Raw genomic sequence first — 18,168 nt, 5'->3', positions numbered from 1 at the left:
TAACGTTTCATTAAGCTGCGCTATCTTGATCTTCTTGAGAGGTTAACTGTAATAACAAACGTTCTGTAATATGTTGACGAGTGATAGTACCGACTACAATACCTTTATCTACTACAGGGTAAATTGATGGGTGTTTTGCCGCTGCTTTTTTAAGGCGTTGGTTATAACTTAAATGTTGATTTGATAAAAGAACACCTGAGTCACTTACAGGGAATAAAACACTTTTATCAACACTCATAAACTCAATTAATTCAGCAATGTTTTGAGTTGGAGTCACGCTTAATACTTCTGTTTGCATAACATCATTAACAGTTAATTCGTTATCTAATTCAAAGCTATTTGACCACCATGCACGTAGTAGATCTTGCTCTGAAATGAAACCAACCATTTTATGTTGTTCATCAATAACCACTGCACCAGCTACTTTTTGTGATGATAATTTTAAGAATGCTGATGTTGCACTTTGCTGCGCAGTTAGGGTGATAGCCTTTGTGTCCATCAATTGTGCTGCAGTTAATCCAGTTAAAGATGAATCATTCATGATTGAATCAATTCTTTGACCTAAAGTTGCCGCTTCTACTTGTGTATTACTGACAGCAGCTGTTTCTACTGTTTCATTTTTAACAGGTTGTTTAACTGTTGGTTTTGGACCTTCACGGTAAATAAACCAATATCCTAAACCTACAATCACACCACCACCAACAATGTTACCTAATGTTACTGGGATAAGATTATGGAAAATAAAATTATGAATTGTTAAGTCTGCAAAAGTATTTGCGTTATAACCAAATGAAGCAAGAGTCTCTGGTGAGATTGTATTTTGTGTAAGAATACCTAAAGGCACCATGAATAAGTTTGCAATACTATGCTCAAAACCATTACTTACAAACATTGAAACAGGTAGTATCAGTAAGATTGCTTTTGTTAATACGTCTTTTGTTGTGAATGTCATCCAAACACCTAAACATACTAATAAGTTACATAACACACCTAATGTAAAAGCTTGTATCCAAGTGTGGTGTAATTTATGTTGTGCCACTTTTAGTACATTGATGCCCCAACTTCCGCCATCTAATAGGTACATTTTTGCGCCATAAATAAGCAATACCATTATCATCGCACCAACAAAGTTACCGACATAAACACGTCCCCAGCAACTAAGTAATTGCTTTGTGCTAATTCTTTTTTGTGCCCAAGCAACACTTGTTAACACTGTACTTGTAAATAACTCTGCGCCACATATTACTACTAAGATAAGACCAAGGCTGAAGACTGTACCACCAACTAATTTTGAAAATCCCCAAGCGACGTCATCAGCACCAGTTGTTACTGTGATATAAAAAACAAAAGCAATTGATATGAAGATACCGGCAAAAATAGCTGAACCGAAAGACTGTAATACACTTTTTGTTGCTTTTTTAAGACCGTATTCGCTAACCACAACGATTGGTTCTAAAGTATCTGCGGGTTTGCTTGTATTCTTTTTAATATTGTTAATGACATTATTCATATTAAGTCACTAGCCTCTAAATTGAGTGAAGTAAGGTATCTCATCACTATGTTTAATAATGACTTGATATTATGCGTTATGAAAATAGTACGATGATTCTAAGCAAAATAATATTTGATAGTTTTTATAGTACATATCAATAAAGCTGATACTGATTTTTTTGATAGAGAAAAAGGAAGGATATTTAAAAGAAAATTATTTGAAATAATCGAATGTACAACACAAATTTAGTGTTTAATCTTTTTCTTTTCAAGTGCTTACTGCTGCCTTTTAATTAACTTTAAGTATGTAATTTAAAATTGTTATATTTTTGCAATTAATACATCTTCTTAACCGAATACCCAGATGGGGTACTTATTGAAATAAAGTTATTAAAGGAGTGATATGCATAAACATAAGGGTTTTACATTAATTGAATTGGTCATTGTTATTATTATATTGGGGGTTCTTGCTGCAGTTGCTCTACCTAAGTTTGTTAGCTTACAAAGTGATGCAAAATCAGCGTCATTAAAAGGGTTGAGTGGTGCGATTAATTCCGCCTCTAATATTGTTTATGCTAAATCTGCAATTCAAGGTGTCGAGAAAGCGGTAAGTGGTTCTGTCGAGAACATTGCTGTGACTTATGGCTACCCAAATGCAAGCTCTGCTAATTTATATCTATTTGTAGATGGGGTAGAAAGTGCCGTTGCAGATGGTACGTGGGAAGTTTATTTAGAATCTCCTCAATGTACTAATCCAGACTGTGTAGTTATTGGATATCCTGGAGAAGATATTTCATCTGAGGATGGTTTTCTTGCTTCGTGTTTCGTTGGATACTTTAGTGCTACAGAAGATTTGCCTGCTAAAAGTTATTTAATGGGTGAGTCTTGTGGTGGTCTTCATATTAATGATATTCCACATATTGGATCGTAGGTTTCTAATCATACAAGCTATATTTAAAGATCAATTAAGCTCCTAATTCATTGAAGGCGCTTAATTGATAACCCTTTTTCAGAATATAAGATTAATCTTCCTCTGTATATAACTGAGGAATAATCTTAACTAACTTAACCATATTATTTTCTACTTCTAATATCTCCATTGGATAACCACAAATACGTGTGCTTACCATAGAAGTTGGAATTGTTTCTAAATGCTCTAGAATCAAGCCATTTAAGGTTCGAGGACCATCGGTTGGTAAATTCCATCCCATTTCTTTGTTTAGGTCTCTGATCCCTAAGCTACCTTCGATGATATAGCTGTCGTCATGTTGTTTGTGTATCTCCTCTGAGCTGTGTGGTTCATGAGATGTTGTAAAGTCGCCGACGATCTCTTCTAATATATCTGCTAACGTCACTAACCCCTGAATATCTCCGTATTCATCAACAACCAACCCCATACGTTGTTTGTTTTGTTGGAATTTAATAAGTTGTGTATTAAGTGGAGTACCTTCAGGAATAAAATACAGCTCACGTACACTGCGTAATAACGTTGTTTTGCTAAAGTCTTCTTTTAATAAACTTAATAACGCATCACGGGCATGTAAAAAACCAATCGCATCATCAATCGTATCTCGATATAAAAGTGTCATAGTATGCGTACGGTGTTTTAATTGTTTTAAAATAGTATCCCAATCTTGATTGATGTCGATCGCCGCTATTTCATTTCGTGGCACCATGATTTCATCTACTGTTACTTTCTCTAACTCTAAGATACTTAATAACATTTGTTGATGGTGTTCAGGGATCATCGAGCCTGCTTCATTTACAACAGAGCGTAATTCATCACTTGATAATGCATCATCACTCTGTTCATTAACATTGATACCAAATATTTTTAAAAGTGTATTAGAAATACCATTAATACACCAAACGAGTGGGCTGAGTATTTTTTGCAAAGGAGTGAGTAATATAGAGCTTGGGAAAGCAATTTTTTCTGGGTATAAAACGGCTAATGTTTTAGGTGTTACTTCTGCAAAAATTAAAATAACCAGTGTAAGCGCACCCGTTGCAATAGCTATCCCTGCATCTCCAAATAAACGTTGCCCAATAATAGTTGCAATCGCTGAGGCAATAATATTAACCAGATTATTACCAATCAGAATTAAACCAATTAATTTATCTGGTTTATTTAATAATTTTTCAACGCGGATGGCTGCCTTATTTTTATCTGTCGCTAGGTGTCGTAAACGATAGCGGTTCAATGTCATCATGCTAGTTTCTGAGCTTGAAAAATAAGCAGAGATAAAAATCAAAATGACTAAAGTAATAAATAATGCACTAGTGGGTATGTCGCTCAAAAGTTCTCTCGATTGTTATGTTAAAAAATTAAATATTAATAAGTCGATACTAACGAAGAAAAACCAATTTAACAAAGTAGATCCGTTAAAAATTATTATAAATATTTTTTTTGAAAGGAATATAGGATCTTATTTCACCCAAATATAAAACAAGATATAAATCATGACACTTTTATTATATTAAAATTACTTGTTAGTTGCTTTATGAATAAAGGATAATATTTCTTTTTTATATTAGGCTAATCACTATTAAATCTTTCCTATCTCTACTGTTATTGTGCTTACCATTATTCTGTTATGCGAAAAATACACAGATACAATCATTTTCTAGTTCAAAGCATAAACTTGAGAAACAAGTTTATGCAGATCAAAAAGAGCGCTTAACAATCTATTGCCAAGCCCATTTTGATGCTAAAAAAAATATTATTCCAGAACCAGGTTTTGAAAGTAAAAAATTTGCAAAAAGGGCTAAACGCGTTGAATGGGAACACGTTGTTCCAGCAGAAAACTTTGGGCGTAATTTTAAAGAGTGGCGAAATGGTGCAAAGTCTTGTGTTAATAGTAAAGGCAAGCATTACAAAGGTCGCCGCTGTGCTAATAAAGCAAGTGAAGATTATCGTTATATGCAAGCTGATATGTATAACCTATATCCTTCAATAGGTTCAGTGAATGCAAGCCGTAGTAACTATAATTTTACTATGTTAGGTAATATTAAAAGTGATTTTGGTAGTTGCCCGATGAAAATAGAAAATCATAAAGTAGAGCCGCCTGCTGCTAGCCGAGGAATGATTGCTCGTTCTTATCTTTATATGGATAGTACATATTCAAGTTATAAAATGAGTAGTCAACAGCGTCAATTAATGAATGCGTGGAACAATAGTTATCCTATTACTCAATGGGAATGTGAGCGAGCAAAGCGGATCCAAAAAGTTCAAGGAAACGTTAATGAAGTAGTACAAAAAGCTTGCCAAATAGCAGGCTTTTAATAACAGGTATATTTTTAATATAGAATAATTTCTCGTACAAAGCGGCTACCAAAATAGGCTAAAGTTAAGAAGGATGCGCCGAAAATAGTAATATAAATAACTAAACGGCCACGCCATCCTTTTTTGTAGCGCCCCCATAATAAGACTGCATAGATAATCCAAGCAATAATAGATAGCACTGTTTTATGTGCAGAACCTTGAGCAAACATATCCTCTAAAAAAATAAATCCTGTTAATAAAGTACAACTTAATAATGCAAATCCAACCAAAATAAACTGGAATAATGTTTTTTCTAAAGTCATTAATGGAGGCAGCTTTAGTGTTGTAATAGGGGATTTGTGATTTTTTAATCGGTGATCTACATAAGCAAGTTGTAATGCAAACAAGCTTGCAATCACCATGACTGCATAAGCTAATAAAGCAAATAGAATATGTGAGCCTATTCCTGGATTATGTTCTAAATGTGTGACGTAATGGCTTGGCAAATAAACAACGGCAATAAAGTTAATTATGTTAAAGCCAAAGACTATCGGCAATAATACACCTGTATTGATGTTTTTGCTGATTGCTAACGATAATGCTGCAATTAAAAAGCTGACCAAAGAAAGTACGTTTAAAATGGGTAAGTTTTGGCCACTGATTAAAATAATATTTTGATATAACCAGATTGCATGCGTCAATAATGCAACACTTGCTAAAGCAATAATCGGGTAATCTGACTTTGCATTAGGTGAAAATAATAGTCGGCTCGCCAGTAAACCGCTTAATAAATAAAACACACTACTAATAAATGCTAAATAATCCATAAAACTTAATACCTATAATTGAGAAAGGCTCTTTATCCCCCATATTATCAGCTTTATTGGATGGATGAGAAGTTAATACTATTTTGAAAAAGCATAAATGCGTATAATGCACAAAATCCTAATTAATTAACGCGATGAGACTTAAGCATGTTTGAGAATTTAACGGACAGATTGTCGAAATCCCTGAAAAATATCAGTGGTAAAGGCCGAATAACAGAAGACAACATTAAAGGTACATTACGCGAAGTGCGTATGGCGCTACTAGAAGCCGATGTAGCATTACCTGTTGTTCGTGATTTTATTAAAGCGATCAAAAAACGTTCAATTGGCCAAGAAGTTGCTAAAAGCTTAAATCCAGGTCAAGCGTTCATTAAAGTTGTACAAAATGAACTTGAATTGGCAATGGGTGAAGTTAATGAAAATTTAAACTTAGCAACTCAACCGCCGGCTGTATTATTAATGGCAGGTTTGCAAGGTGCGGGTAAAACCACTTCCGTTGCTAAATTATCATTATTATTAAAAAACAAAGAAAAGAAATCAGTGCTTGTAGTGAGTGCCGATATTTATCGTCCTGCTGCGATCAAACAATTGGAAACATTAGCTGCTGAGGTTGATGTTGAGTTTTTCCCAAGTGATATTTCACAAAATCCAATTGATATTGCAAATGCCGCTATTGCACATGCGAAAAAGAAATTTATTGATGTTGTCATTGTCGATACAGCTGGTCGTTTACATGTAGACGGCGAAATGATGGATGAAATCAAAGATCTTCATCAAGCAATTAACCCCGTTGAGACATTATTTGTTGTTGATGCAATGACTGGTCAAGATGCGGCGAATACAGCACAAGCATTTAATGAAGCTTTACCTTTAACGGGTGTTATTTTAACAAAAGCGGATGGTGATGCGCGTGGTGGTGCTGCACTTTCAATTCGTCACATTACTGGTAAACCAATTAAATTTATCGGTATGGGGGAAAAGATTGATGCATTAGAACCTTTCTACCCAGATCGTATCGCTTCTCGTATTTTAGGTATGGGTGATGTTCTTTCATTAATTGAAGAACTTGAAAATAAAGTTGATAAAAAGAAAGCTGAAAAGTTAGCGAAAAAAGTACAGAAAGGTAAAGGGTTTGATTTAGAAGATTTTCGTGAGCAGTTAGTGCAAATGAAAAGCATGGGCGGCATGATGGGCATGATGGATAAATTACCTGGCATGACGAATGTACCTGATGCAATGAAAAATCAAGTTAATGATAAAGCAACCAACCAAATGGAAGCTATTATCAATTCGATGAATAAAAAAGAGCGTGCAAAACCTGAAATCATCAAAGGTGGACGTAAACGTCGTATTGCAGCGGGCTCTGGTACTCAAATTCAAGATGTAAATAGACTGCTTAAGCAATTTACGCAAATGCAAAAAATGATGAAAAAAATGTCTGGTAAAGGCGGCATGCGTAAAATGATGGGTGGAATGCAAGGTATGATGGGCGGCATGGGCGGTGGAATGCCTGGTGCTGGCGGTGCCGGATTACCTCCTGGTTTGGGCGGTTTCCGTAAAAAATAAAACTCAGTTAATTCGTATTATGAAATAACATTAAAGCCCTGTGAGATTATATCTTACGGGGTTTTTTGTTTTTTTATGGATTTCAATCGTGGTCAAACTGTGATTTTGATTGTTCTTTTCCCAAATAAGAGTATAATTTTGCGGCTTTCTACAGAAGCAGGTGGTCAGAATTCACTGACTTTCGACGTTTAATAATATATAGAGGACGATATGGTAACTATTCGTTTAGCTCGTGGTGGCGCTAAAAAACGCCCATTCTACCAAGTGGTAGTAACTGATAGCCGTAGCCCACGTGACGGTCGTTTCCTTGAAAAAGTTGGTTTCTTTAACCCAACTGCACAAGGTCAATCAGAAAAATTACGTTTAGATACAGATCGCATCAACCATTGGGTTGGTCTTGGCGCACAGCTAAGTGATCGTGTAGCTAAATTAGTAAAAGACAACGCTGTAGCTGCTTAATTGCAGTTAGGTGAAGGGGATAACTCGGTGAGCGATAAAGCACAACCAATAGAGATAGGCAAATTTGGTGCAGTATATGGCATCAAAGGCTGGTTAAAAGTCCACTCCTACACCGATGATCCAGAAAGTATTTTTAAATATAAGCCATTGTTAATGAAATCTAATGGGGCTCTTCTTGAAGTGAATATCACTGAATGGAAACGTCACAATAAAGGTTTTGTTGCAAAAGTAGCTGGTTATGATGTTCGCGAAGAAGTACAAGCCTTAGTAGGCATTGAGCTTCTTGTTGATCCTTCTACTCTTCCTGAATTGGAAGCAGACTACTACTGGCGAGATTTAGTCGGGTGTCAGGTTAATACTGACAAAGGTTATCATCTTGGTGTTGTCACTGATTTGATGGAAACAGGCTCAAAAGATGTGCTTGTTGTAAAAGCCAACTCGAATGATGCTTTCGGTCAAAAAGAACGATTAATTCCGTTCATCGAAGAGCAGGTAGTGTTGAATGTTGATACTGCGGGCCAAATAATTACAGTTAATTGGGAACCTGATTTCTAATTACCCTAGGAGAAAAGTTATGTGGTTAGGGGTTATTAGCCTCTTCCCGGACATGTTTCGGGCCATTAGCGAGAATGGGGTAACAGGTCGAGCGATTAAAAATAACTTGCTCTCTATCGAATGTTGGAATCCTCGTGATTTTACTTTAGATAAGCATAGAACGGTCGATGATCGTCCTTATGGTGGTGGGCCTGGGATGCTGATGATGGTGCAACCTTTACGGGATGCTATCAATGCAGCTAAACAGACCGCGCGAGAAGCAGGGCATGAGGCAAAGGTGATTTACCTTTCTCCTCAAGGTCGACGTTTAGACCATCAAGGCGCACAGTCTTTATCAAGCTCTAAAGCTTTGATATTAGTTGCTGGACGTTATGAAGGAATAGACGAACGCATAATCGAAAGCTTAATAGACGAAGAATGGTCTGTTGGTGATTATGTGTTAAGTGGTGGTGAGTTGCCGGCAATGATTTTAATGGATGCTGTGGTACGTTTTGTACCGGGTGTACTAGGTCATAGTCAGTCAGCAGAGCAAGATTCCTTTGCGGATGGTTTGCTTGATTGCCCTCACTATACAAGACCTGAGGTGTTAGATGGAAAGCAAGTGCCGAGTGTTTTATTAAGTGGTGATCATGAGAAAATTCGTCAATGGCGATTAACTCAATCATTACTGCGCACGAAACAAAGAAGACCCGATTTATTACAAAACCTAGCTCTGACTGACGAGCAAGCAAAATTGCTTGCTGCTCTGGAAAGTAGCTCCGACTAGACAGCGATGTTATTAGTTAACTAGGCATAATAAGGTATTAAAATGAGCAAGATTATAGAAGCAATTGAAAACGAACAACTTCGTACAGATATCCCTGAGTTCTCTCAAGGTGATACAGTTGTTGTACGTGTTCGCGTAAAAGAAGGTGAAAAAGAGCGTCTTCAAGCATTTGAAGGTGTTGTTATTGCTAAGCGTAACCGTGGTTTACATTCAGCATTCACAGTTCGTAAAATCTCGAGCGGTGAAGGTGTTGAGCGTGTATTCCAAACTCACAGCCCACTTGTAGGAAGCGTTGAAGTTAAACGTCGCGGTCTGGTTCGCCAAGCTAAACTTTACTACTTACGTGAACTTACTGGTAAAGCTGCTCGTATTAAAGAGAAGCTAGGTAAGTAATTGTTTTGTTATCCATTCACTTGGATAACAAAAATTGCTAAGTAGCTAATAGCTGCTAATAAAAAGGCTCACCTAGGTGAGCCTTTTTTGTTTGTATTCGTTTTTCATTTTAATCCAAATTTTATCTATTCGACTTTGCTAAAAGTGAAAGTTCCGATGGTTTTTGCTGTTGAATAATGTACGCCATCTTGAAAGTCTGTATCTGTTCGCGCACTTGATAATAAGCTTACTTTCTCTACAGGTGTTGTACTGGAATTTCCTGCAGTGAATGTTTTGCCGCTATCACTACCTGCATCATAAACCTTTAATTCAACAACTAATTTATCAACCCATGCTCCATTACTGTCTTGTAATGATTGGCTATCAACTCCAACAAACCAATCTGGGCTAGGTGCTACCATAGTGACTAAAGTGACGAGAGGAAATTCAGGTGAGACGTATAACGTAGCTTCAACGCTGTCAACACTCTCATTTAATTCAGGCCCGTTAATTAAAACTTCAGCATATCCAACATTTTGCATTAAGTTTATGTCTGCTGCTAATCTGCTGGTTGAGCCAGTTTCTGCCATCGAAACAATACCGCTAGATGCAGCTTCTCCTACTCTAAATAATTTATCTTTATCGTTATGATTAACACCAATTAAACGAGAAAAATGTCTATTATTTGGGAAGTTGGTAGGGAAATTAGTTGCATCCCAGTCAGTTGAGAATGTGAGGCGATAAGTGACTGATTCAGCTCCTGGAACGAATGATGATGAATCACTTCCACAGCCTATCAACATAAAGCTTAATAAAGTGGGTAGGGTATAACGTTTAAATCCTTTCATGTGTATCTCCTAATTGTGGTTAATCCTCATATCTAAAAGACCTGATAAATTAACTATAAATTTCTTTATTTGTTTTTTATTTAACAGTTTGTGAGTGAAGATATTAAAGCCTACTCTATAAAGTTTGCTAAAATAGCAAGCTTAGTGAATTAATCTTAGACGATATATTAGGGATCACATGCGTAATTTTTTTTATAGATACCTACTTATCTTTATGGGATGTATTTTAGTTGTATTAGGGATTGTGGGTCTTATTTTACCTATTATGCCAACCACGCCTTTTTTGATTTTAGCATTGGCTTGTTTTTCTCGTAGCTCACCAAAATTTCATCAATGGTTACTTCAAGCACCTTATGTTGGAGATGTTTTACAGGACTGGGAAAAAGAGAAAAAAATTGATAAGAAGAAAAAGAAGCAGATTTATTTAATTATTATTGCCACTTTTTCCATCTCTATTTTACTGTTATATGGACAGTTAATACTGCAGTTAATGTTACTTGCTTTGTTAGCTATTTTATTATTTTTCATCTATAGAATTGATGAAAAATAAATACAGTCTATAACCAAGCATTTTTATTTCTTTGTTACTATTTTATTAAAGTTTACGTTCAGTAACAGAATTCTTAATTGGCAAAGTAATGATAAATTTAGCACCACCTTGGCTACCATCTTTAATTGTTATGTTACCTCTATGACGTTTAATAATTTGCGAGCTAATATTTAAACCTATGCCTAAGCCAAAGTTGCCTTCTCGCTTGGTGGTATAATTCAACTCAAATACTTTTGCTTTAATGCTGTCTGGGATCCCTGGACCATTATCTTCAATAGAAATTTCTATGTATGGAAAGTCTTGTTCAGTAAAGTGGGTGGTAGATAAAGTTAATGCCCCGAATTCTCCCATCGCATCAATTGCGTTAGCAATAATATTTGTCCATACCTGCTCTAGTGCAATAGGATGACACTCAATATGAGGAAGCTCTTGGTAGTTTTTAACTATATTGTAATTTTTTAAGCGGCTTTCAAAAATAACGAGTGTTTCTTCTAAGCCTTCGTGTACATCAATCATTGAGACTTCTTTACTATCGTGCCCTGCATAATGCTTTAAGCTTTTGACCAAGCTAGCTATGCGGTTTGCACAAGCATTGCTATTGCGTAAGATTGTGCCTGCCTGATGGAATTTGTCTAATAGTTGAATACTTTCATTTAAATCACGACCATTTTCTAAAGGTATTTGTTGTTGATCTAATTGCATATTGACTAATTTCTTTGCTAAATTTTTATCGTTGACTTGATCTTGTATTGCACGTGTACGCTTTCTCACTTCTGCTGTTGATAATGCACTAATTGAAAGACCGTTGTGTAGTGTATCTTGAGCAAGGTCTAAAAATGGGCTGCTTTTATTATCTGATTGTAAATTATCTGAAAATAGGTGAGGCATTAGTGAAATTAATGTTTCTGAGCCTCTTAAAATAGCTGCTACAGGATTATTTAATTCATGTGCGACACCTGAGACTAATTCACCCAAGACCACCATTTTTTCGCTATCAAGTAATTGCTGATAGGCGATATCCAGAGACTTTAAAGATTCTTGTAGAGCTAATTCGGTTGAAATGCTGTGTTGTAGTCGACGATTAAAGTTACGAAGCAATAAATTGGTAAAAGGAGAGAGCAAATCAGAATTCGATTGTAGAATTTTAGAGAATAAATGATTATCTACTTTAATCACTTCGGTATTTGTTAATGTGATTGCAGTACTGAATGCGGTTTCTGTTGTTAAAAATGACATTCCACCTACGATAGAGCCAGCTTCCATAGTGGTCATGCTTTGTGTTATTCCATGTGCATTACGTTTTTTTAATAAAACTTTGCCTTTGGTAATAAACCATAAAAAATAATTTCGTTCTCCTTCACGAGTCAATACATGATCAGCACTATAGTGTAATTTTACTCCGAGTAAGTGTTTTTCTTCGAGTATTTTATTAAGTGAATTAATGACAAGTTGCGATAATTTTTGATCTGAATAAAGTGAAAAATCTAATAGAGTATCTTGGGAGGTTACAGGTGAATTAGGTGATTGAGTTACTTTGTTGTCTGGTATCGAAGCTTGTAATTTTTGTTGTAATCGAGCCTGCGTTATATATTCATGGATTTGTTGTTTAATCGTGCTAATGAGTTGTGATTTTTCATAAGGAGAAGTGAGTACATAATCAATATCACCTTGATTAATACAGGTAATTAGTTGTTCTACATTAGGTATTTTCCCGTAAATTATTTTGCGTATTAAATCGGGATCTGAATGAGAAAATAATGTACTGGCATTTCCGTCATTTAATATTTGTGCTGAAATAATAATCGCTATTTCATTACTTGTATTTGCTAATAGGGCAAGTGCTTGTTGTTGCGATGTTGCTTGCAGAATAGTAATACGATGATTTAATTCAGCTAAATCTTGGGTTAATTTATCAAGCTGATCAGTATCGCTATCAACACATAACATGGCTAACATTTACTTTCTCCTATAGTGAGTACTGTACTCGTTATGCATCATATATATAATAAATCAGTTACGTAAACCCCTGTTATTTAGGCTTATGATCTTTATCAAACGGATAAAAGAATAGCTATTGAAAATGTGATTTTGCGACGTCTGTGATAACCTTAGATCATCAACTGTCTAGAGAGATATAAAATGAAAATAACCTTACCTGAATATGAACAAGCAAATGTGTTAGTTGTAGGTGATGTCATGTTAGATAGATATTGGCATGGACCGGCTGCACGTATCTCTCCTGAAGCTCCGGTTCCCGTTGTTAATGTTAAACAAGTTGAAGAACGCCCTGGTGGCGCAGCTAATGTAGCATTAAATATTGCAGCTTTAGGCGCAAAATCTACCATTGTAGGATTGGTTGGAGATGATGAAGCTGCACAAGCTATTAGTGATAGTTTACATTCAGTGCGCATTGATACTGACTTTGTGACTGTGCCTGGTGCGCCAACGATTACTAAATTACGTGTACTAAGTCGTCATCAACAATTGATCCGTCTTGATTTTGAAGAATCATTTTTTGAAGTCGATAGTAGTGCAATGATGCAGAATATGGATAAAGCATTGAATCATTCTGCTAATGTGGTGGTGTTATCTGATTACAATAAAGGCTCGTTGGCAGATGTACAAAAAATGATCCAACTTGCTAAACAGCATGGTGCAAAAGTTTTAGTAGATCCTAAAGGATCTGATTTTGAAAAATATCGAGGAGCAACACTGTTAACACCTAATTTATCTGAATTTGAAGGTGTTGTTGGTCATTGTAAAAATGATAAAGAGTTATTTGAACGTGCTACACAACTTGTCAAAGACCTACATTTAGAAGCATTATTAGTAACTCGAAGTGAGCATGGTATGACCTTGATCCGTGAGCATGCTGAACCATTCCATTTACCTACACAAGCACAAGAAGTGTTTGATGTAACGGGTGCGGGAGATACGGTTATTGCTGTCTTAGCTGCTTCTATAGCTGCAGGTAGCAGTTTTGAAGATGCATGTGCTTTAGCTAATGCTGGTGCTGGAGTGGTTGTTGGTAAAATAGGTACTTCTACTGTGAATACCATTGAGTTAGCAAATGCAGTCTATAGTCAGCAAGAAATTGGTTTTGGTGTACTAACTGAAGCACAGTTACAACTGGCTGTTAAATTAGCACAACATCGTGGTGAGAAAGTGGTAATGACCAATGGTTGCTTTGATATTCTACATGCAGGACATGTTTCTTATCTTAATACAGCAAGAGAGCAAGGCGATCGTTTGATTGTTGCAGTTAACAGCGATCAATCTGTAAGAGGATTAAAGGGAGAAGGTCGTCCTGTTAATCCAGTTGATCGCAGAATGGCGGTATTAGCAGCTCTTGGTGCTGTAGATTGGGTTATTGAGTTTAGTGAAGATACTCCACAACGTTTAATTTCAGAAATTCTGCCTGATTTATTAGTGAAAGGTGGAGATTATAAACCTGAGCAGATAGCCGGTGGTAAAGAAGTGATTGCTAATGGTGGTGAAGTTCGAGTGTTGCAATTTAAGGATGGCTGCTCTACATCTGAAATAATTAAAACCATTCGTAATGAAAAGTAATCTTTTAGCAAAAAACTTAACTAAACATATTTAATTTAACCGTTATAAAAAAGGGAAGCATTAGCTTCCCTTTCTGATGTTTTGCATTTAAATATTATTAATGCAAATTAATTAAGATTGTTCATCATTAACTTTCTTCTTCGCATCTTCAATTTCTTTATCAGCAGAAGCATCTGATACTTCAGTTAAACTTGCTGATATATCAAAGATATCTTGCTCAGTTAATGTACCTGCAGAGAATTTTAATTGGATCATATTCATAATGTAATCATAGCGAGCATTAGCTAACTGATTTTGAGATGCATATAAACTACGTGTTGCATCTAATACATCAACAATAGTACGAGTACCAACTTCAAAACTTGCTTCAGCCGCATCTAATGCACTTTGCGATGAAACTACTGTTTGTTCATAAGCTTTAATTGAGCTTAAAGAAGCCTGTACGTTATTATAACCACTATTAACTTGTGCTTCAGTTGTACGGAAGTCCTGTACTAAATCTTCACTTGCCATGATGTAACTGTATTGTGCTTGTTTTACACGAGAGGTAATAGAGCCACCTGAATATATCGGAACATGCAAGTTAACACCAAACGTTGCCGATGTTGCATCACCTTGATTAGAGTTTGGTGCAATATCATAGTCGTAATTACGGTAACCTAGACCAGCAGTAAAATCGATAGTTGGACCATGACCTGTTTTTGCAAGTTCGATATTCATTTGTGCAAGTTCTTTAGCAATACGTTTACTATGTAAGCTTAAGTTATGCTCTAAAGCTTTATTACGCCAATAAGTTATATCGCCTTCAAGTGGTTGTGGCGCAAATGTTTCTGTATCTAAGTAAGATACTTCTTTTACGTCTTCCCCTGTTAGCTCTCTCAGTGAGTAATAGTTATTTGCTAATGTGTTTTTTGCCACAATTAAATCTGCAACACTTCTATCGTATGCTGCTTGTGCTTCATGTACATCAGTGATGGCAATTAAACCTACATCAAAACGTTGTTTAGTTTGTTCTAATTGACGTTCTACTGCGCGCTTATTTGCTTCAATTGATTTAACTTCTTCGTTTGCACGTAAAATATCAAAATAAGCAGTGGCAACTCGTACTAATAAATCTTGTGCTGCATAACCATAAATAGCGGCATATTCAGTTGCTTGTTTCTCGGAGATATCTGCTTGCTGCCAGTACGAACCATTATAAATAGATTGTGTTAAACCAAGACTCGCACCGTAATTGGTATTATCTGCAGGAGCTCGACTTGAGTCGACTCTGTTGGCGTCTAAATCAAAACCAATTTGAGGTAATAGAGCTGCTCTTGATTCACTGATTTTTTCAGCAAATACGTTGTATTGCGCTTTACTTTTTAAGATGACTGGATCTTTGTACTTAGCAGTTTCATAAACTTGCTGCAGCGTATCAGCATTAACGCTAATACTTGAAAGCCCTAAAAAAGTAACAATGTAAAGGCGTTTTAAAGTCATGATAAAGAGATCCTATTAAAGAGTGTTTTTACTTATATATAGTGAGGCTAACACAGATTAATATCATAGTATTATAAAAATAATGAATATTCATTCTTGTTTGGTATGTAAAGTACAATAAAAATAAATAAATTCAATTATAAGTTAGGGAAAATACGATGTATGACAAAAATGATGTTGAAGTATTAGCTTGCGAGCCTCTCTATAAAGGTTTTTTTAAATGTAATAAGTATACCTTAAAGCATAGGTTGTTTTCAGGTGAATGGAGTGTGCCCATTCAACGTGAATTTTTTGAAAGAGGTAAGGCTGCTGCATTATTAGCTTACGATAAAACCTTAGATAAAGTTGTGTTAGTTGAACAGTTTAGGTTTGGTGCAATGGCTGGGGAACAATCTCCTTGGTTGTTAGAGCTTATCGCTGGAATGATTGAAGAAGGTGAAGATGCTCAAGATGTTGTAAAACGAGAAGCTTTTGAAGAAGCAGGGCTCGTCATAGGACAATGTCAGTTTATGTTAAGTTATTTAGTGAGTCCTGGTGGAACAACTGAAACCATTGATTTATTTATTGCCAATGTAGATAGCCGTAATGCAGAGGGGATTTTTGGGTTAGCTGAAGAAGGGGAGGATATTCGGGCGCATGTTATTTCTCGGGAGCAAGCTTATCAATGGGTGAAAACTGGAAAAATTAATAATGCAGCGACAATCATAGGCTTACAATGGTTAGAGTTAAACCGTGAACAAGGTTTAAGGATATAAATTTGTTGATGAATTAGGCATTTCCCCAATAGAAATGAGGCACTGCCGACATTTTTAATCATTAATTCATTTTCATTATTTTGAGAATGATAAAATCGAATTACTAATATTTAAATAAAAAATGCCTCTTATAATAGGTATTTTGGTCTAGAACAAGAGATATAAATAGTCGATGAATGGTGTAAGTCAGACAAGTACAACAATAACTGCTGATCTCAATGGTGATATTAAACTATTACAAATTACTGATACGCATCTTTTTGCCGATCCTGAAAAAGATTTATTAGGCATTAAAACAGTTAAAAGTTATGACGCTGTAGTAAAGCATGCTCATCAATATGCAGGACGTTGCGAAGCTGTTTTATGCACTGGCGATTTATCTCAAGATCACTCTATTCAATCTTATACCTACTTTAGTGAGCGTATTAAAAGCCTCAAAATGCCTTGTTATTGGTTACCAGGTAACCATGATATGCAATCAGTAATGTTACCTTCTTTATTACAAGAAGGGTTAGCTCAGAGCAAGCAAATTGTGAGTGAACATTGGCAAATTATTTTGTTAGATTCGCAGGTAGAAGGCGTACCACATGGTTTATTAAGTGAATCTCAATTAATTTTTTTGACTGAGAAGTTACAAGAGTATCCTAATAAACATGCGTTAATATCAGTACACCATCATGTTTTGCCTGTTGGGGCCGCATGGTTAGATCAGCATATTCTTAAAAATAATAAGCAGCTAAGAGCTTTGATAAAACCTTTTACAAATGTGAAAGCAGTATTATCAGGGCATGTTCACCAAGCGTTTGATATGACAAAAGAAGGGGTGCGTTATTTAACAAGCCCATCTACGTGCGTGCAATTTAAACCTAAAAGCTATGATTTTGCTGTAGACACTCAAGCCCCTGGCTATCGCTATTTAGTATTAACTAAAGAAGGCGATATTATCACTCAGGTTGAACGTATTAATGCGAATGAATTTACTACTGATGAGAATGCAACTGGATATTAAAAAGAGATAATATGACTGAAGTAAAACCAACTAAAGTATTACTTTCATTACATGGTTTTCATAGCTCCCCTGCATCGTTAAAAGCACAGCAAATGCGTGATTATTTGTTGTCAAAACATCCTGAAATACATTTTATTTGTCCTCAATTACCTGTTATGCCTGCTGATATGTGGTCACTGATTGTATCTATATTTGAACAATATAAAGAGTCTGAAATTGCAGTTATAGGAAGCTCATTAGGTGGTTTTTTGGCAACCAATGTTGCGCAGCAATATGCCGTAAAAGCGGTATTAATTAACCCAGCTGTTACTCCCTATGTTTTATTGACTGATTATCAAGGTATGCAAACACATCCTTATTTACAACAACAATATAATATTGACCAAGAATATCTGCGCCAGTTAATCGCGTTAAATGTAGAGAGCATTAATAACATTGATAATTTATGGGTGTTATTACAAAAGCAAGACGAAGTCTTAGACTATCGTGATGCATTAAAAAAATATCAAGCTTGTAAAATAACCTGCGAAGAGGGGGGGGATCATAGTTTTATTGGTTTTGAACGATATCTTTCAAAAATAATTCAGTTTCTTTATTAATTGATATAATCAACTGAATTGTTCTGTGTTAACTTACTTGCAGAATCAACTCCCCCT

The 18,168-nt window shown here is 35.7% G+C and carries 18 protein-coding genes; 12 read left to right on the top strand and 6 right to left on the bottom strand.

Going from position 1 to position 18,168, the window contains the following annotated elements; translation table 11 throughout:
* Positions 1-10 precede the first annotated feature (10 nt).
* Positions 11-1,510 (bottom strand): formate transporter FocA, encoded by a 1,500-nt coding sequence (gene focA, locus E2R68_RS04460; protein ID WP_134276309.1) that lies wholly within the window; start codon positions 1,508-1,510, stop codon positions 11-13.
* A 384-nt stretch (positions 1,511-1,894) separates the two neighbouring features.
* On the opposite strand from focA, the gene E2R68_RS04455 reads away from it, so the two are divergent.
* On the top strand, positions 1,895-2,422 hold the full coding sequence (locus E2R68_RS04455) for a prepilin-type N-terminal cleavage/methylation domain-containing protein (protein WP_134276308.1): 528 nt from the start codon (positions 1,895-1,897) through the stop codon (positions 2,420-2,422).
* Positions 2,423-2,513: 91 nt separating this feature from the next.
* Here E2R68_RS04455 and E2R68_RS04450 read toward each other — a convergent pair whose 3' ends face one another.
* Complete coding sequence (locus E2R68_RS04450; RefSeq protein WP_134276307.1) at positions 2,514-3,788, bottom strand: HlyC/CorC family transporter; 1,275 nt, start codon at positions 3,786-3,788, stop codon at positions 2,514-2,516.
* A 269-nt stretch (positions 3,789-4,057) separates the two neighbouring features.
* Here E2R68_RS04450 and E2R68_RS04445 point away from each other — a divergent pair, with 269 nt between their 5' ends.
* A complete protein-coding gene (locus E2R68_RS04445; RefSeq protein WP_445177079.1) occupies positions 4,058-4,774 on the top strand; it encodes an endonuclease in 717 nt (238 codons plus the stop codon).
* A gap of 14 nt (positions 4,775-4,788) precedes the next feature.
* Here E2R68_RS04445 and E2R68_RS04440 read toward each other — a convergent pair whose 3' ends face one another.
* Entirely contained in the window at positions 4,789-5,580 is a 792-nt protein-coding gene (locus E2R68_RS04440) for a cytochrome C assembly family protein (RefSeq protein WP_134276305.1), read from the bottom strand.
* A gap of 147 nt (positions 5,581-5,727) precedes the next feature.
* On the opposite strand from E2R68_RS04440, the gene ffh reads away from it, so the two are divergent.
* From ffh to rplS, 5 genes are all read left to right on the top strand, one after another.
* Positions 5,728-7,146 carry a signal recognition particle protein gene (ffh, locus tag E2R68_RS04435; RefSeq protein ID WP_134276304.1) on the top strand — a complete coding sequence of 473 codons (1,419 nt, stop codon included), beginning with the start codon at positions 5,728-5,730 and terminating at the stop codon, positions 7,144-7,146.
* A gap of 210 nt (positions 7,147-7,356) precedes the next feature.
* The gene (rpsP, locus tag E2R68_RS04430; RefSeq protein WP_028869134.1) at positions 7,357-7,605 is read left to right on the top strand and encodes a 30S ribosomal protein S16; all 249 of its coding nucleotides are present in this window, start codon (positions 7,357-7,359) and stop codon (positions 7,603-7,605) included.
* Positions 7,606-7,632: 27 nt separating this feature from the next.
* Entirely contained in the window at positions 7,633-8,160 is a 528-nt protein-coding gene (gene rimM, locus E2R68_RS04425; protein WP_134276303.1) for a ribosome maturation factor RimM, read from the top strand.
* A gap of 19 nt (positions 8,161-8,179) precedes the next feature.
* Positions 8,180-8,926: a tRNA (guanosine(37)-N1)-methyltransferase TrmD gene (gene trmD, locus E2R68_RS04420; protein ID WP_134276302.1), complete on the top strand. Its 747-nt coding sequence runs from the start codon at positions 8,180-8,182 to the stop codon at positions 8,924-8,926.
* A gap of 42 nt (positions 8,927-8,968) precedes the next feature.
* Positions 8,969-9,319 carry a 50S ribosomal protein L19 gene (gene rplS, locus E2R68_RS04415; RefSeq protein WP_113818297.1) on the top strand — a complete coding sequence of 117 codons (351 nt, stop codon included), beginning with the start codon at positions 8,969-8,971 and terminating at the stop codon, positions 9,317-9,319.
* A gap of 125 nt (positions 9,320-9,444) precedes the next feature.
* Here rplS and E2R68_RS04410 read toward each other — a convergent pair whose 3' ends face one another.
* Positions 9,445-10,146, bottom strand: coding sequence for a spondin domain-containing protein (locus tag E2R68_RS04410; RefSeq protein WP_208380110.1), 702 nt, complete (start codon positions 10,144-10,146; stop codon positions 9,445-9,447).
* Between the two features lie 178 nt (positions 10,147-10,324).
* Here E2R68_RS04410 and E2R68_RS04405 point away from each other — a divergent pair, with 178 nt between their 5' ends.
* The gene (locus E2R68_RS04405; protein WP_134276301.1) at positions 10,325-10,696 is read left to right on the top strand and encodes a YbaN family protein; all 372 of its coding nucleotides are present in this window, start codon (positions 10,325-10,327) and stop codon (positions 10,694-10,696) included.
* 45 nt (positions 10,697-10,741) lie between these two features.
* Here the strand turns inward: E2R68_RS04405 and E2R68_RS04400 are convergent, their stop codons facing one another.
* A complete protein-coding gene (locus tag E2R68_RS04400; protein ID WP_134276300.1) occupies positions 10,742-12,652 on the bottom strand; it encodes an ATP-binding protein in 1,911 nt (636 codons plus the stop codon).
* Between the two features lie 183 nt (positions 12,653-12,835).
* On the opposite strand from E2R68_RS04400, the gene hldE reads away from it, so the two are divergent.
* On the top strand, positions 12,836-14,266 hold the full coding sequence (gene hldE / locus E2R68_RS04395; protein WP_134276299.1) for a bifunctional D-glycero-beta-D-manno-heptose-7-phosphate kinase/D-glycero-beta-D-manno-heptose 1-phosphate adenylyltransferase HldE: 1,431 nt from the start codon (positions 12,836-12,838) through the stop codon (positions 14,264-14,266).
* Between the two features lie 111 nt (positions 14,267-14,377).
* Here the strand turns inward: hldE and E2R68_RS04390 are convergent, their stop codons facing one another.
* Positions 14,378-15,748: a TolC family outer membrane protein gene (locus tag E2R68_RS04390; protein ID WP_134276298.1), complete on the bottom strand. Its 1,371-nt coding sequence runs from the start codon at positions 15,746-15,748 to the stop codon at positions 14,378-14,380.
* A 158-nt stretch (positions 15,749-15,906) separates the two neighbouring features.
* Here E2R68_RS04390 and nudF point away from each other — a divergent pair, with 158 nt between their 5' ends.
* The 3 genes from nudF to E2R68_RS04375 all read left to right on the top strand — a co-directional run bounded on the left by nudF (position 15,907) and on the right by E2R68_RS04375 (position 18,111).
* Positions 15,907-16,503 carry an ADP-ribose diphosphatase gene (gene nudF / locus E2R68_RS04385; RefSeq protein ID WP_134276297.1) on the top strand — a complete coding sequence of 199 codons (597 nt, stop codon included), beginning with the start codon at positions 15,907-15,909 and terminating at the stop codon, positions 16,501-16,503.
* A gap of 172 nt (positions 16,504-16,675) precedes the next feature.
* Positions 16,676-17,512, top strand: coding sequence for a 3',5'-cyclic-AMP phosphodiesterase (gene cpdA / locus E2R68_RS04380; protein ID WP_134276296.1), 837 nt, complete (start codon positions 16,676-16,678; stop codon positions 17,510-17,512).
* 11 nt (positions 17,513-17,523) lie between these two features.
* On the top strand, positions 17,524-18,111 hold the full coding sequence (locus E2R68_RS04375) for a YqiA/YcfP family alpha/beta fold hydrolase (RefSeq protein WP_134276295.1): 588 nt from the start codon (positions 17,524-17,526) through the stop codon (positions 18,109-18,111).
* Positions 18,112-18,168: the final 57 nt, after the last annotated feature.

It is taken from the genome of Psychromonas algarum, from assembly GCF_004376845.1.
Lineage (GTDB): Bacteria > Pseudomonadota > Gammaproteobacteria > Enterobacterales > Psychromonadaceae > Psychromonas.
This window is presented reverse-complemented; position numbering and strand designations above follow the sequence as displayed.

Coding starts and splice junctions, on each gene's coding strand:
- focA (WP_134276309.1), bottom strand. CDS start 1,510: ATGAATAATGTCATTAACAATATTAAAAAGAATACAAGCAAACCCGCA.
- E2R68_RS04455 (WP_134276308.1), top strand. CDS start 1,895: ATGCATAAACATAAGGGTTTTACATTAATTGAATTGGTCATTGTTATT.
- E2R68_RS04440 (WP_134276305.1), bottom strand. CDS start 5,580: ATGGATTATTTAGCATTTATTAGTAGTGTGTTTTATTTATTAAGCGGT.
- ffh (WP_134276304.1), top strand. CDS start 5,728: ATGTTTGAGAATTTAACGGACAGATTGTCGAAATCCCTGAAAAATATC.
- rpsP (WP_028869134.1), top strand. CDS start 7,357: ATGGTAACTATTCGTTTAGCTCGTGGTGGCGCTAAAAAACGCCCATTC.
- trmD (WP_134276302.1), top strand. CDS start 8,180: ATGTGGTTAGGGGTTATTAGCCTCTTCCCGGACATGTTTCGGGCCATT.
- rplS (WP_113818297.1), top strand. CDS start 8,969: ATGAGCAAGATTATAGAAGCAATTGAAAACGAACAACTTCGTACAGAT.
- E2R68_RS04410 (WP_208380110.1), bottom strand. CDS start 10,146: ATGAAAGGATTTAAACGTTATACCCTACCCACTTTATTAAGCTTTATG.
- E2R68_RS04405 (WP_134276301.1), top strand. CDS start 10,325: ATGCGTAATTTTTTTTATAGATACCTACTTATCTTTATGGGATGTATT.
- E2R68_RS04400 (WP_134276300.1), bottom strand. CDS start 12,652: ATGTTAGCCATGTTATGTGTTGATAGCGATACTGATCAGCTTGATAAA.
- hldE (WP_134276299.1), top strand. CDS start 12,836: ATGAAAATAACCTTACCTGAATATGAACAAGCAAATGTGTTAGTTGTA.
- E2R68_RS04390 (WP_134276298.1), bottom strand. CDS start 15,748: ATGACTTTAAAACGCCTTTACATTGTTACTTTTTTAGGGCTTTCAAGT.
- nudF (WP_134276297.1), top strand. CDS start 15,907: ATGTATGACAAAAATGATGTTGAAGTATTAGCTTGCGAGCCTCTCTAT.
- cpdA (WP_134276296.1), top strand. CDS start 16,676: ATGAATGGTGTAAGTCAGACAAGTACAACAATAACTGCTGATCTCAAT.
- E2R68_RS04375 (WP_134276295.1), top strand. CDS start 17,524: ATGACTGAAGTAAAACCAACTAAAGTATTACTTTCATTACATGGTTTT.